The organism is Geobacillus sp. 46C-IIa (assembly GCF_014679505.1).
GTDB lineage: Bacteria > Bacillota > Bacilli > Bacillales > Anoxybacillaceae > Geobacillus.
On record NZ_CP061474.1, the window covers coordinates 1,431,912 to 1,445,876 of the forward strand.

The window sequence follows — 13,965 nt, forward strand, 5'->3', positions numbered from 1 at the left end:
GGCATCTTCATTCATCAATAGCTCTGGAGGAGGGAAGCCAGTGGGATGATTCGCGTACTGATTATTGAAGACGATCGTCGCATCGCTGAAATTAATCGACGTTTTGTCGAGAAAGTGAATGGTTACGAAGTGGTCGGCATGGCGACGAACGCCGAAGAGGCGAGGGAATTGACGGAGGTGCTGCAACCCGACGTGTTGTTGCTTGATGTCTATTTTCCGGATATGAACGGCCTCTCTTTCTTAAAATGGGTTCGTCAACGCTTTTCCAATATCGATATCATCATGATCACAGCAGCACGGGAAGTGGATGCCTTGAAGCAAGCGCTGCATGGCGGGGTGTTTGACTATATTATCAAACCGATTATGTTTGATCGATTTGCCGAAACTTTACATCGGTATAAAGAATATTATGCCAAAATGCAACGATGGATGAAAGAAAAAGAGTGGATCGATCAAGAGGATATCGACAAACTGATTGGGCGGGAAGCCCCAGTTAGGGACCAGCCTATGCTTCCGAAAGGCATCCAGCCGCTAACCCTTGAAAAAGTGCTTATGGTTGTGAAACAATGTCAAGATGGTGTGACGGCCGAAGAAGTCGGACGGCAAATCGGCACAAGCCGAACAACAGCCCGCCGCTACTTGGAGTATCTCGTCGCGGTCGGCCAAGTAACAGCCGACATTGCTTACGGGTCGGTCGGTCGTCCAGAACGGATTTATCGGAAGAAAGCGTGAACAAGAGTTGGGTGTTCCCGAGAAGGGGCACATAGGCAGTTGCATGGCCATATGAAAAAGAAAGTGGGGGAAACATCTTGGCCATTTTTAGTGGCATTTTGCTTCAAGTGATGGTTCCTATGTTGTTGACCGTCGGCTTGGGGGCATGGCTCCACCGTTTATTTCGTTTTGATATGAGTACGTTGTCCAAACTGAACATGTATGTCCTGTTGCCGGCGGTCGCATTTATCAATGTGTATGATAGCAAGTTGAACGGGAAGGTGTTGGCGGCCATCTTGGTGTTTCTTCTGTTGCAAAACGGCGGACTGATGGTTTTGAGTATGGTGATGGCGAAACTATTGAAACTAGAACGAAGTTTGTCAGCGGTGTTTCAAAATACAATTGTGCTCAACAACTCTGGCAACTTTGGCATTCCAGTGAGCCAATTGGTGTTTCACCAGCAGCCGCTCGGGGCGGCAATTCAAATCATCGTCACCATCTTTCAAAATTTCTTGACCAATACATATGGGGTGTATCAGTTTGTGTCAGGAAACGGAAAAAAGGGGAAATGGGCCGCTGAGATATGGAAAAATCCAGTCCTTCACGCCTTGTTGCTCGGCGCGCTCTGCCGATGGCTTCACACCCCAATCCCATCATTTTTGTGGACGCCGCTCCAGCGGGTTGCCGACGCGTTTTTAGCCATTGCTCTTTTTACCTTAGGTGCGCAAGTTGCCTACGCTCGTTTTACTGTCTTGCCACCGCTTGTGTATGCGAGTGTGTTCGGGCGTTTGATTTTGTCGCCGCTGTTGGCTGCGTCTTTGATCCTTCTATTAGGAATCGATGGCGTGACGGCCCAAGCGTTGCTGATCGCCAGCTCGTATCCGTGTTCGCGCAATACGGCGCTGTATGCACTCGAGTATGACTGCCACCCAGACTATGCTGCCCAGGCAGTGCTGGTGTCGACCTTGTTGAGCGCCATTACCGTTACCGGCGTTGTGTATACAGCACGGCTGCTGTTTCCGATTGGCGGATGAAAACGGGCGCCAAGCACGGCATGGTGCTATTTTTATAATTTGTCGTCGACCTCCAATCGTGCAAAAATCCCGGGGGATCGACGACAATGGTTTTTGGCGTCAAAATCCTCGGTTACTTTTGTTTTCTGACGGTGGAGCTGCGCACACTGCCATGGCGCAAGCACACCCGTCATGACAACCCCGCCGTCGTCGATCAGTCTTTTAGGAGGCTGGTGATTTAGTACAAAACACTGCTAGTTCCAGTTGTTGCTCAATTAGAAAAACTTTGCGGAATCAGCTTTCTTTTTTATCGATTTGCTCAATGACGCTGAGCGGCACCCGTTTTTCACCCGCCTTTTAGAGTTTCGATGAAAAACTATTGTAAACCGCTTTCACTTGTTTTATAATAAAGCTAAACCGGTTTATGAAAGCGTTTTTGAACTAAATCGATTTAGTATAAGAGAGGGATCCCGATTGAAAAAAGTAACGATGGCTGATGTCGCGAAATTGGCCAACGTTTCCAAAAGCACGGTCTCACAATATTTGAATAAACGCTATGAATATATGAGCGAAGAAACAAGGAAGCGCATTGCCCAGGCGATCGAAGAACTTGGCTACCAACCGAACGTGATTGCCCGCAGTTTGAAACAAAAGACAACGGCCACGATTGGCGTGATCGTGTTTAATATGCTTCATATGTTGACGACGCAAGTGCTGCACGCCATTGAAGAAGAATGCCAAAAGCGTGGGTTTCAAGTGATCGTCTGCAACTCCGGTGATGACCCGGAAAAAGAGAAAACATACGTCGATACGCTGCTTGCGAAACAAGTGGACGGGTTGATCGTCTTTCCGACGGGGAAAAATGAAGACGTTTATCGTCATCTTGTCGCTGAACGGTTTCCGCTCGTCTTTGTTGACCGGGTGGTGCCGGGGGTTGAGGCGGACAGTGTGCTGTTGGACAACTTTGGCGCGGCGGAGATGGCGGTCGATTATTTGGCGGCCCATGGTTATGACCGCATCGCCATTGTCACCCCGCCGCTTGTCGCCCACAACGTGCCGCGGATGGAACGGCTTCAAGGATTTCAGGCGGCAATGGAAAAAAGAAACCTCGAAGTCGGTGCGGGGAGCGTGATCGCTGCCGAGGCTGCGGCGCTGCCTAGAGAATTGCAAAAGCGGTTCGCTGACCCCAAACGGCCGAACGCGTTATTTGCGATTAACGACTTGACATTAATGGGCATTTTGCGGTTTGTCAAAGAAACTGGCATTCGTGTGCCGGACGAGTTAGGGCTGATCAATGTTGATGATGTGCCATTTGCCGATATTTACACGCCAGCGCTGACGACGATCGCCCAGCCGACGTTTGCGATGGGGAAAAAAGCGGCCGAGCGCGTGTTCGAGCAAATGGACCGCGGGCGGATAAACAAACCGCATGTGTTTCGTTTCTCTCCGACGTTGGTGAAACGGACATCGATCAGACGGGAGAGCAAATAGGAAGGGAGGAGAAACGATGGCGATTTATGAGGATGTTGTCATTGGCATTGATATCGGAACAACGAGCACGAAAGCGGTCGTCTTCGGCGAACGGGGGCGAGTGTTGGCTTCCCATGCCGTGGACTATCCAATCATTCAGCCGCATCCAGGCTTTGCCGAACAAGACCCGGAAGAGCTGTTTGCGACAGTCATTCAAGCTGTCGGGGCGGTGACGGTCCGCCATGGCATCCGCCCAGAGCAGGTGAAAGCAATTGGGTTGAGTGCGGCGATGCACTCGATCATGGCGCTGGACGAGTCAGGATGTCCGCTCACCCGTCTCATCATTTGGGCCGATAACCGAAGCGTCGCCCAAGCAGAGCGGTTGCTGAAAGAGCACCATGGGCTTGACATCTATCGGCGGACGGGAACGCCAATCCATCCGATGTCTCCGCTGCCGAAATTGCTTTGGCTCAAAGAGGAGCAGCCGGATGTGTTTCGGCAAGCCCGCTGGTTTGTCTCTGTGAAAGATTATGTGCTTTACCGCCTATATGGCGATTATATCGCTGATCATTCACTCTCTTCAGCGACCGGTTTGTTCCGCTTAGATACGCTTGATTGGGATGAGGATGTGCTTTCATTTCTTGGCATGAGCCGCGAGCGGCTGCCGCGTTTAGTCCCGGCGACGCACATCTTGCAAGGGATGAAGAAAGAATGGGCGGAAAAAATGGGAGTCGCTGCGGATGTGCCGGTCGTCATCGGTGCGAGTGACGGCGTGTTGGCCAACATCGGTGTCGGTGCGGTGCTCCCGGGTGAAGCGGCCATTACGATCGGGACGAGCGGGGCGGTGCGGACGATCACCGCTGCACCAACAACCGATGAAAAAGGGCGGACGTTTTGTTATGCGTTGACGCCTGGCTATTGGGTTGTTGGTGGTCCGACAAACAACGGCGGCATTTTGCTTCGCTGGCTGCGCGATGAGTTTGGCGCCCAAGAGCGGGAAGTGGCGAAAAAGCTCGGCATCGATCCGTACGACTTATTGACGAAGTATGCGGAACGCGTCGCGCCCGGAGCGGAAGGACTGGTGTTTTTGCCGTTCTTATCAGGCGAGCGGGCGCCGCATTGGAACGCGAACGCGCGCGGAACGTTTTTTGGCCTTGGGCTTCATCATAAGCGCGAGCATTTCATCCGCGCCGTGATGGAAGGCGTCTGCTTCAGCATCGTATCGGTGGCGCTCGCCATCCGCGACGTCACAGGGCCAATGGCGGAAATCCGCGTCTCAGGCGGATTTGCGAAATCGCCGTTTTGGCGGCAAATGCTTTCCGATATGCTCGGCAAGCCGCTCATCGTGCCGCAGACGCACGAGGCGTCGGCGTTGGGAGCGGCGGCGGTGGCGCTCCATGCGTTAGGGGAATTGCCATCTTTGGAAATGGTGAAAACGTGGATCGACACAACGGCCCGCCACGAGCCGAAGGAAGAACATACGCTTATTTACGCCGAGCTGTTTGATTTGTATGCGCGTTTGTATGAGCGGTTAAAAGAGGAGTTTGACATCATCGCTGCGTTTCAGCGGCGGAGCGGAGAATAGCATTTTTTAACTAAATCGGTTTATTAACGGGAGAGAATGAGTTTGCAAGCAACGCTTTCTCTTTCGTTTCCCTACACAGTTGAGGCGACTTTGATGAACAGGAGGAAGAAAAATGTCTGACTCAGCATTGATCCTTATCGTCATTGCCGGGATTAGTTTACTATTGTTTTTAATTATTCGTTCAAAGCTTCACGCATTTGTTGCCTTGTTGCTTGTTAGTTTGCTTGTGGGGGCAGCCGCTGGCATGCCGCTAGACAAAGTCATTGAGTCGATTCAAAACGGGATGGGCGGCACACTCGGCTTTGTGGCAGTTGTTGTTGGATTAGGGGCTATGTTTGGACAAATGCTTGAAGTATCTGGGGGAGCCGAACGTCTCGCTCAGACGCTCATCAATAAGTTCGGGGAGAGTAAAGCGCAATGGGCGCTTGGTCTGACAGGATTTATCGTCGCGATTCCAGTCTTTTTTGATGTTGGCTTCATTATTCTTGTTCCCATTGTCTATGGATTAGCGCGGAAAACAGGGCGTTCGCTTTTGTATTATGGCATCCCGCTTTTAGCTGGGTTAGCTGTCACGCATAGTTTCGTGCCGCCAACGCCGGGTCCGATTGCTGTCGCAGATTTGATTGGCGCTGATCTTGGATGGGTCATTTTATTCGGGTTTATCGCCGGTCTCCCAGCGATGATTGTAGCTGGCCCGCTGTTTGGAAAGTATATTGCTAAAAAAATTCACGCCACCATCCCAGAGTATATGGATATGAAAGAAAAGCAATGGGAGAAAGATCTCCCGGGCTTTGGGACGATTGTCGGGATCATCTTTATTCCGCTCGTGTTGATTTTGTTGAATACGGTTTCAGGAGCTATTTTGCCAGAGGGGAACGGGGTAAGGACGTTCTTAACCTTTTTAGGTCATCCGTTTGTCGCACTGACGATTTCGACTTTGTTGGCGTTTTACTTGCTTGGGCAAAAAAGAGGGTTCACCAAGCAGGAAGTGCAAGATATTGCGACGAAATCATTGGAACCAGCGGGTATCATTATTCTTGTCACCGGAGCTGGAGGTGTGTTCAAACAAATTTTGATCGATTCTGGTGTCGGAAAAGTACTAGCTGATATGATGGCAGCTTCTTCCTTGCCGCCGATCGTACTGGCGTTTCTCATTGCTGCGATCGTCCGCGTTTCCCAAGGTTCGGCAACCGTAGCCATGGTGACAGCTGCTGGGCTGATGGCACCGTTAATTGAAACACTTGGATTAAGCGGTCCGATTTTAGGAATGATTGTTATTGCCATCGCTGCTGGGGCAACGATCCTTTCACACGTTAACGACTCTGGTTTTTGGCTCGTCAACCGTTATTTCGGTCTTGATGTGAAGGATACGCTGAAATCGTGGACAGTCATGGAGACGTTGATTGCTCTCGTCGGGTTTGCTGTTGTATTGGTTTTGAGTTTGTTTGTGGCATAAAAAATGGAGTAAAGAAGATGATTGAGAGGGTGTCTCAAAAGCAACGAGACACCCTTTCTCATTACGATATACACACTGAGCAGCTTTGCAATTTTATGTCTCGTGTGCCATTGGGGATCAATGATTTCTGGGTCAACTTTTTTGTCACGATCTATCCAGAGAGATGGTGCTTTCATTGCAAGTGCGGTGAACCATGCTTTTTTAATTAAATAAAGAATGGATTTCCATGCCATAAAAAATCATTGCCGAAAGAAGATGGTCGCTTTTCGTCAAGCTGTTTTTTACTGATCATTAAGCCGTTTCACAAGCAACAATTCATCCCGAATCGGAATGCCATCAGCGCTCATCAGCGGAATGCTTGGCTTGATTTGCCGTGCTTTGTCGACAGCGTTCGGAAAGACAGTTATGATTTGATAGCCGCGCTTTTGGTAGAAACGAAGCGCATGCAAGTTGTCATTCGTCGTGATCAATCGAACAGCGGTGCACCCTCGTTGCCTCGCCCATGTTTCTGCCTCGTGCAAAAGGGCGCTGCCGACGCCCTGATTTTCCACTAAGCTGTCTAACGAGACGATCTCGCATGCATTTTGGCGAATGAGGAATGTAATAAGGCCGATGATGCGTTGCCCATTCCCGACAGCCGCAAACCCATCCAGTTCACCGCAGTCATAAACACCAGTCGACACAACCATTTGTACACTTCCCCAATGGTCAGTGAAAAACTGGTTGACCATGGCGCGGTCCAACTGTTTCATTGGGACGATGTTCAAGACGGTTTCCCTCCCCTATACCAGCAATTCACGTTTTCTATTATACTGGAAGTAGATGCTTTTTACATATGGATAAGGAGGAAATACATGGAGAACCGAATCGTAGCGGGAAAAACGATTCTACAATGGATCAAGGAACTTCCGTTGTTAGAAAATATGACCAGAACAGAAGAAGTGTTTTGGCCAAATCCAAACTATTGTTCATTCGACCCAGTTGTTTCGCCTCTTTCACTCGGCGAACGCGATGTCAAGGAAGCCGAAGAGCGGTTGGCACGCTTTGCCCCGTATATCGCCAAGGTGTTTCCGGAAACGCGGGACACTGGTGGAATCATTGAATCGCCGTTAATAAAGATTCCGAAAATGCAACGGTATTTGGAACAGATGAGCGGGCAGCCGATCGAAGGGGAAGTATGGCTAAAATGCGACAGTCATCTTCCCATTTCCGGATCGATCAAGGCGAGAGGGGGGATTTATGAAGTGTTGAAACATGCCGAAGACCTCGCGCTCGCCAACGGTTTGATTTCCATAGAGGATGATTACGCGGTCTTCGCTGGCGAGGAGTTTCGACAGTTCTTTTCCCGCTACTCGCTTGTTGTCGGTTCGACGGGAAATTTAGGCCTTAGCATCGGAATCATCGGGGCACGGCTCGGATTTCATGTGACGGTTCATATGTCGGCGGACGCCAAACAATGGAAGAAAGATTTGTTGCGAAGCAAAGGGGTGACGGTGGTCGAACATCTCACCGATTATAACAACGTGGTCGAAGAGGCGAGAAGACAATCTGCCGAGGATCCCACCTCGTATTTTATCGACGATGAGAATTCGACTCATTTGTTTTTAGGATACGCGGTGGCGGCATTGAGGTTGAAGCAACAGTTAGAAGACGAGAACATCACTGTCGATGAAGATCATCCGTTGTTTGTATATCTTCCGTGCGGGGTTGGCGGCGGGCCGGGCGGGGTGACGTTTGGCTTGAAACTCGCGTATGGGGATCATGTTCATTGCTTTTTCGCCGAACCGACCCATTCGCCTTGCATGCTGCTTGGACTGATGACGGGACAGCACGATCGCGTCTCGGTGCAAGATTTTGGCATTGATAACCAAACTGAAGCCGACGGGCTGGCCGTCGGCCGGCCTTCGGGATTCGTCGGAAAGATGTTGGAAAACGTCATCAGCGGCGTCTATACAGTGGACGATTCCACTCTTTATCAGCTGCTCGCGGCGATGATGGATACGGAGGGGATTCGCTTGGAACCGTCCGCATTGGCAGGAGTCGCAGGGCCTGTTCGTTTGTGTCAAGACCAAGCAGGGCAAACATATCTCAAGCAGCATCATTTGAAAGAAAAATTGAACCAAGCCACCCATATTTGCTGGGCCACAGGTGGAAGCATGGTGCCGAAGGACGTGATGGACGCCTACTATCAGGAAGGGAAACGCCGGCAAAGAGGGTGATGCCACCTGGCATGACGGCTTTTTCGGCCGATGCTATGTTTCACACAAGAAAGACGTTTGCAGATGGAGGTTATGTGATTGAGAACAGAAAAAGAAAACATGCTGGCCGGCCGCTTGTACAATCCTGCCGATCCGCAGCTTGTGAAAGAGCGGGAGCGGGCGAGACGGCTCGTTCGCTTATATAATGAAACATTGGAAACGGAATATGAAAAGCGGGTTCAATTGTTAAAGGAACTGTTCGGCTCAACAGGAAAACAGCTGTACATTGAACCGAACTTCCGCTGTGATTATGGGTATAACATTCATGTTGGTGAACATTTTTTCATGAACTTTGATGGCGTCATTTTAGACGTCTGTGAAGTGCGGATCGGCGACCATTGTTATATCGGTCCTGGCGTGCACATTTATACCGCGACGCATCCGCTTGATCCACATGAGCGAAACAGCGGCCGTGAATACGGAAAACCGGTCGTCATCGGCGATAACGTTTGGATCGGGGGCCGGGCTGTGATCAACCCGGGCGTCACGGTCGGTGACAACGCCGTCATCGCCTCAGGCGCCGTCGTGACGAAAGATGTTCCCGCTAACGCGGTTGTTGGCGGAAACCCAGCGACAGTCATCAAGTGGTAAAATAACTAGCGGCGGGCGCCCCGCATCGAAGGGGATACGGGGCGTTTCGTATGTCCGATCCCCTCGTCACGCCCACTGCACCGCCACCGCCCGAACGGGCGAGCCGTCGCCGCCAGGCACGGAAAGGGGCAAGGCGATGATGTACGGGTCATCAAAATCGATTTGATCGAGGTTTGCGAAATTTTCCCCAATCACCCCGTTGGCGCCGAGAATAAGTTCGTGAGCGCGAAATGAAGAGCCGTCGGGCGGGTCGATATTCAGGGCATCGATCAAAAACGTGCGAACCCCTCGTTCGAGCATCGCTTCAATCACATCCGGGGCGACGTACGGGTGGCGAAAATACCGCTCCGTCCCAGCGCATGACGACCAGCCGGTGTGAAACAAAACGATCGTCCCAGGCGACAGCCGCGGCATATACGGGGCGGCATCCGCCATCGTCACCGCTTCCCCTTCCCCTTTCCCGGTGGCATCGATCACGATACCGCGGCCAAGAAAATAAGTGAGCGGCACCTCATCCAACCGCCAGCCGTGCTCACAAAAATGGAACGGCGCATCGACATGAGTGCCGCTATGCGAACCGAGCACAAGCCGGCTGACGCAGTAGCCGTCAGCAGCGAACGTTGCCGCCGGTTCGATGTGCGGCTTTGGGTCCCCAGGGTAGATGGGAAGTTGGGATGTCAGCGGCATGGTGAGGTCGATGAGTTTTTTGATGATCATTGCTTCATTCTCCCCTTTGAAAAGTGGTTTGTTGCTTTCATCGTATAATGAAAACGTATAGAAAAGAAAGCTTGAGAAACAACCTCCGGCCAAAAGCGCTGCCCATCTATGTCGCACAGACGCTCATCGGATGAATCGCTGTGCCAGCGAACATATTCATCAATCAGACTGGCTAATGTCTGTAAGCGAGCGATGGGGCCCCGCTTTACCTTTGTGTGAGGGGAATTCGCCATATCAACAAGCATTTTTGCGGCCAAGCAAACGATAGAGATGTATAATGGGAGCAGCATCCACTTGTTTGCCAGTCGACATGAAAGTGAAGAGATGAAGATTTGAAAATCTTTCCTGGTGGCGGTTGCCGTCTTTCTGGAAAAGATGAAGGATTTCCAAGTACGATGGCGAATGAAACAAATAAGCAGGGCGTGCCAGACATATAGCGATAAAGGAACCACATCAGCCAAGGGCGCATGCTGAAAACATAGAAAGGGTGAAGCAAATGAAAACAGCGGTACAGAAAAAGAAATTATACATCAACGGCGAATGGCGGGAAGCGAAGTCTTACACCGAACTGAAATCACCGTATTCGCGCGAGACGATTGCCGAAATTCCGATGGCCACCGAACAAGAAGTCGATGAGGCGATCGCCGCGGCGTATGCGGCGCGTCAAACGATGGCAGCCATGCCTGCGCATGAACGAGCCGCGATTTTAGAGCGGGTCGTCGAGCAACTGAAAGAGCGGCAAGAAGAAGCGGCGAAGCTGATCGCTCTTGAAGCCGCCAAACCGATCACAACGGCGAAAGGAGAAGTCGCCCGCACGATCCAGACGTATACATTCGCCGCCGAAGAAGCCAAACGCATTCATGGCGAAACGTTGCCGCTCGACGCAGCGCCGGGCGGGGAAAATCGCATCGCCTTGACGGTCCGTGAGCCGATCGGCGTCATTGGAGCGATCACGCCGTTTAACTTCCCGATGAACTTAGTCGCTCACAAACTCGGCCCGGCCATCGCCTCGGGCAACACCGTTGTGTTAAAACCGGCCAGCCAAACGCCGCTGTCGGCCTACTTTATCGCCGAACTGTTCGAGAAAGCCGGCCTGCCGAAAGGGGCGCTCAACGTCGTCACCGGAAGCGGCCGCACGGTCGGCGACAAAATCGTCACCGACCCGCGCATCAGCATGATCACGTTCACTGGCAGCCCGGAAGTGGGCATCGCGATCCGCAATAAAGCGGGCTTAAAGCGGGTGACGTTAGAGCTTGGCTCGAACTCGGCCGTCATCATCGATGAGCAGGTCGATCTTGACCGCATCATCGCGCGTTGCGTCTTTGGCGCGTTCACGTTCCAAGGGCAAGTGTGCATTTCGCTCCAACGCATCTATGTCCATGAAAAACGCTATGACGAGTTCGTTGAAAAATTCGTCGCTGCCGCGAAACGGCTGAAAACAGGCGACCCGCTCGATCCAGCAACCGATGTGTCGGCGCTGATCACACCAAGCGATGTCGATCGCGCGCTTGCTTGGATTGAAGAGGCGAAACAAGGCGGTGCGAATGTCGTCCTCGGAGGCGAGCGCGACGGCAATATCTTGCTTCCGACGGTCATTGTCGATGCCGAACCGACGATGAAAGTGTCATGCCAAGAAGTATTCGCTCCGATCGTCTTGATCAACCGCGTCCGCTCAATCGACGAGGCGATTGCGCGTGTCAACGACTCACGCTACGGCTTGCAGGCGGGCATCTACACCGATAACGTCCATATCGCATGGAAAGCGGCGAAACAACTGCACGTCGGCGGGGTGCTCATCAACGACATTCCAACGTTCCGCGTTGACCATATGCCGTACGGCGGCGTGAAAGAAAGCGGGTTTGGGCGCGAGGGGCTCCGCTATGCGATCGAAGAAATGACCGAGTTGAAGTTGATTATTTTCAACGAAAATTGAAGCAACAAGAAATTACAATGCGACAGGGGACGTTCTTTGCGAGAAGAGCGTCCATTTTTTTCATGCGGAAACAGGAGTTTTCACCTTTGCTAGGGAAATTAAATAAATGAACGACCATTCAGAGGGGGAGAGCGATGGAAACGGTTGTGCTGACATTTGACCAAAACAAAGCGATTTTGGAGCTGAACCGCCCGCAGGCGCTCAATGCGATGGATGGGCAAATGTTAACGGAACTTGTCGACGCGTTGCGGCAAATCCAGGAGAGTGATGCTTCCGTTGTCGTCATCCGCGGCAAGGGAAGAGGATTCTCGGCAGGCGGCGACATCAAGACGATGCTTTCCGTCGATGACCCGGGCCAATTTCAGACGGTGATGAAAACGATTCAAGAGATGATCATGCTCATGTATACGATGCCGAAAATCACCGTTTCGCTCATCCATGGGCCCGCTGCTGGCCTTGGGTTCAGCCTTGCGTTGGCGAGCGATTACCTCATCGCCACGAAAGAAGCGCGTCTTGCCATGAACTTCATCGGCATCGGCCTCGTTCCTGACGGCGGCGGGCATTTCCTCTTGGCGCAGCGCGTCGGTACGGCAAAAGCGAAACAGATCATTTGGGAAGGAAAACCGATGAGCGCCGACGAAGCGCAGCAGCTTGGCCTCGTCGACCTTGTTGTCGATAGTGAGGAGCAAGCGGAACAATGGATCGCTTCCTTGCAGGAAAAACCGCTCCAAGCCATGATCGCCACGAAATTGTTGTATGCCGAGCAAACAAAGGCGAACTTGCTTCGTGTTTTGGAGCTTGAAACCGACGCCCAACAGCGCATGCGGCAAACCGAAGACCACCGCGAAGGCGTCCGCGCCTTTTTAGAAAAGCGGAAGCCGGTGTTTCGGGGGAGGTAGAGGGATGAAACGGCTAACTCCTGCCTAATTACACTCACTTGGGTATTGGCAGGAGTTTGCTTTTGAGTACGAGTATCCGCCTTACATGGGAAGGCTCTGTTAATTCACTTGTTGATTAGCGCCTGTTTTACATAGAGTAGTCGAGTTTCTAACAATAAGTTTTGGCGGTATAAAGATTTGCTGACGTTTTTGTAACGGATTTTCAATTGTCGATATGATTAGTTTTACAGCCTCTTGTCCCAATAATTTTTCCTGTTGTCTCATACATGTAGGCGGGACCTTAAGAAGATGAGAGAACTCATAGTCGTCAAACATGATAATAGATAAATCTTGTGGAATGGTAAAACCCATTTCTAGGGCTACTTCCATAACTGTTAGTCCATTATTTACTACAAATAAGGCGGAAACATCTCGGTGATTGGAGAGGAAATCCCAGATTTTATCCTTATTTGTATTGTTATGCTCCTCAAATGTAAGATCTAAGAGATACAAATGATGGTCAATAGGAACATTATGTTCTGTTAATGCCTTTTCAAATCCTTTAATCCTATCTTCCACGCTAGTTGTTCCGTCTGGAATACTAGAAATTATTCCTATTTTAGAGTGCCCTAGCTCAAGCAAATGTATTGTTGCCTCGTAGGCACCTAAAATATTGTCCGTACAGACGCTATTAGCCCCAATCCCACGAAAGTAACGGTCTATAAGTACAAGTGGAAACTTTTCTATAGTTAGTTTAAGAATCTCCTCATTATACGTTTCACCTTCCGCGGGGTAAATCATTATTCCGTCCACGCCCAACCGAAGAACCTCTTTTAATATTTGCGTTTCGAGTTGTTGCGAATCGTATGTTTGACATAAAATCATGCGGTAACCGTATTGAGAGAGAAGCTTCTCGATTTCGCCCACCATAATAGTTATAAACTGACTATTTAAGCGTGGGATAATACAAGCTATCAGTTTGTTCATATTTCTTTGTGACATTTTGTTCTGATAAATAAGATTTTGGGAATCTTTTTCCTTGGCTACAAACGAACCTCTGCCTTGAATGCGATAAATAATCCCCTCCTCTACTAAGGAATCTAATGCTTTTTTTACGGTAATTCTGCTAACTTTAAACTTTTCAGCTAGTTCGTTTTCGGAAGGAATTTTATCGTCAGGCTTCCACTTCTTTTGTTGAATATTATCGACAATGTACTGGCGTATTTGCATATAGAACGGGACTCTAACTATAGAAGATTCCCCCTTTACTTAGTATATAACAAATATACAACTTGGTTTAGGTTTTGTAAAGTGAAGGCAATATTATAATTTTTCGTTTTAAATTTCAAACGA

General features: G+C 50.4%; 13 protein-coding genes. 9 read left to right on the top strand and 4 right to left on the bottom strand.

The window, feature by feature from the left end; translation table 11 throughout:
• Positions 1-45: 45 nt before the first annotated feature.
• From IC803_RS07245 to IC803_RS07265, 5 genes are all read left to right on the top strand, one after another.
• Positions 46-732, top strand: a complete 687-nt coding sequence (locus IC803_RS07245; RefSeq protein ID WP_081208824.1) for a response regulator — start codon at positions 46-48, stop codon at positions 730-732.
• Positions 733-809: 77 nt separating this feature from the next.
• Positions 810-1,745, top strand: coding sequence for an AEC family transporter (locus IC803_RS07250; RefSeq protein ID WP_081208822.1), 936 nt, complete (start codon positions 810-812; stop codon positions 1,743-1,745).
• Between the two features lie 453 nt (positions 1,746-2,198).
• Positions 2,199-3,215 carry a LacI family DNA-binding transcriptional regulator gene (locus tag IC803_RS07255; RefSeq protein WP_081208820.1) on the top strand — a complete coding sequence of 339 codons (1,017 nt, stop codon included), beginning with the start codon at positions 2,199-2,201 and terminating at the stop codon, positions 3,213-3,215.
• A 16-nt stretch (positions 3,216-3,231) separates the two neighbouring features.
• On the top strand, positions 3,232-4,779 hold the full coding sequence (locus tag IC803_RS07260) for a gluconokinase (protein WP_081208818.1): 1,548 nt from the start codon (positions 3,232-3,234) through the stop codon (positions 4,777-4,779).
• A 112-nt stretch (positions 4,780-4,891) separates the two neighbouring features.
• The gene (locus IC803_RS07265; protein ID WP_081208816.1) at positions 4,892-6,235 is read left to right on the top strand and encodes a GntP family permease; all 1,344 of its coding nucleotides are present in this window, start codon (positions 4,892-4,894) and stop codon (positions 6,233-6,235) included.
• A gap of 281 nt (positions 6,236-6,516) precedes the next feature.
• Here the strand turns inward: IC803_RS07265 and IC803_RS07270 are convergent, their stop codons facing one another.
• A complete protein-coding gene (locus tag IC803_RS07270) occupies positions 6,517-7,002 on the bottom strand; it encodes a GNAT family N-acetyltransferase (protein WP_081208814.1) in 486 nt (161 codons plus the stop codon).
• 87 nt (positions 7,003-7,089) lie between these two features.
• Here IC803_RS07270 and IC803_RS07275 point away from each other — a divergent pair, with 87 nt between their 5' ends.
• Together IC803_RS07275 and IC803_RS07280 are read left to right on the top strand one after the other, a co-directional pair.
• Complete coding sequence (locus tag IC803_RS07275; RefSeq protein ID WP_081208812.1) at positions 7,090-8,454, top strand: D-serine ammonia-lyase; 1,365 nt, start codon at positions 7,090-7,092, stop codon at positions 8,452-8,454.
• A 78-nt stretch (positions 8,455-8,532) separates the two neighbouring features.
• On the top strand, positions 8,533-9,084 hold the full coding sequence (locus IC803_RS07280; RefSeq protein WP_081208810.1) for a sugar O-acetyltransferase: 552 nt from the start codon (positions 8,533-8,535) through the stop codon (positions 9,082-9,084).
• Positions 9,085-9,150: 66 nt separating this feature from the next.
• On the opposite strand, the gene IC803_RS07285 is transcribed toward IC803_RS07280, so the two are convergent.
• Complete coding sequence (locus IC803_RS07285) at positions 9,151-9,801, bottom strand: cyclase family protein (protein WP_081208808.1); 651 nt, start codon at positions 9,799-9,801, stop codon at positions 9,151-9,153.
• Positions 9,798-10,262: a hypothetical protein gene (locus IC803_RS07290; RefSeq protein WP_143421082.1), complete on the bottom strand. Its 465-nt coding sequence runs from the start codon at positions 10,260-10,262 to the stop codon at positions 9,798-9,800. The genes IC803_RS07285 and IC803_RS07290 overlap by 4 nt, the downstream gene beginning before the upstream one ends.
• 35 nt (positions 10,263-10,297) lie before the next feature.
• On the opposite strand from IC803_RS07290, the gene IC803_RS07295 reads away from it, so the two are divergent.
• The gene (locus IC803_RS07295) at positions 10,298-11,734 is read left to right on the top strand and encodes an aldehyde dehydrogenase family protein (protein ID WP_081208806.1); all 1,437 of its coding nucleotides are present in this window, start codon (positions 10,298-10,300) and stop codon (positions 11,732-11,734) included.
• Positions 11,735-11,868: 134 nt separating this feature from the next.
• Positions 11,869-12,633 (top strand): enoyl-CoA hydratase, encoded by a 765-nt coding sequence (locus tag IC803_RS07300; RefSeq protein WP_081208804.1) that lies wholly within the window; start codon positions 11,869-11,871, stop codon positions 12,631-12,633.
• A gap of 99 nt (positions 12,634-12,732) precedes the next feature.
• Here IC803_RS07300 and IC803_RS07305 read toward each other — a convergent pair whose 3' ends face one another.
• Positions 12,733-13,842, bottom strand: coding sequence for a GntR family transcriptional regulator (locus IC803_RS07305; protein WP_081208802.1), 1,110 nt, complete (start codon positions 13,840-13,842; stop codon positions 12,733-12,735).
• Between the last annotated feature and the right edge of the window lie 123 nt (positions 13,843-13,965).

Coding starts and splice junctions, on each gene's coding strand:
- IC803_RS07305 (WP_081208802.1), bottom strand. CDS start 13,842: ATGCAAATACGCCAGTACATTGTCGATAATATTCAACAAAAGAAGTGG.
- IC803_RS07295 (WP_081208806.1), top strand. CDS start 10,298: ATGAAAACAGCGGTACAGAAAAAGAAATTATACATCAACGGCGAATGG.
- IC803_RS07275 (WP_081208812.1), top strand. CDS start 7,090: ATGGAGAACCGAATCGTAGCGGGAAAAACGATTCTACAATGGATCAAG.
- IC803_RS07300 (WP_081208804.1), top strand. CDS start 11,869: ATGGAAACGGTTGTGCTGACATTTGACCAAAACAAAGCGATTTTGGAG.
- IC803_RS07285 (WP_081208808.1), bottom strand. CDS start 9,801: ATGATCATCAAAAAACTCATCGACCTCACCATGCCGCTGACATCCCAA.
- IC803_RS07260 (WP_081208818.1), top strand. CDS start 3,232: ATGGCGATTTATGAGGATGTTGTCATTGGCATTGATATCGGAACAACG.
- IC803_RS07245 (WP_081208824.1), top strand. CDS start 46: ATGATTCGCGTACTGATTATTGAAGACGATCGTCGCATCGCTGAAATT.
- IC803_RS07265 (WP_081208816.1), top strand. CDS start 4,892: ATGTCTGACTCAGCATTGATCCTTATCGTCATTGCCGGGATTAGTTTA.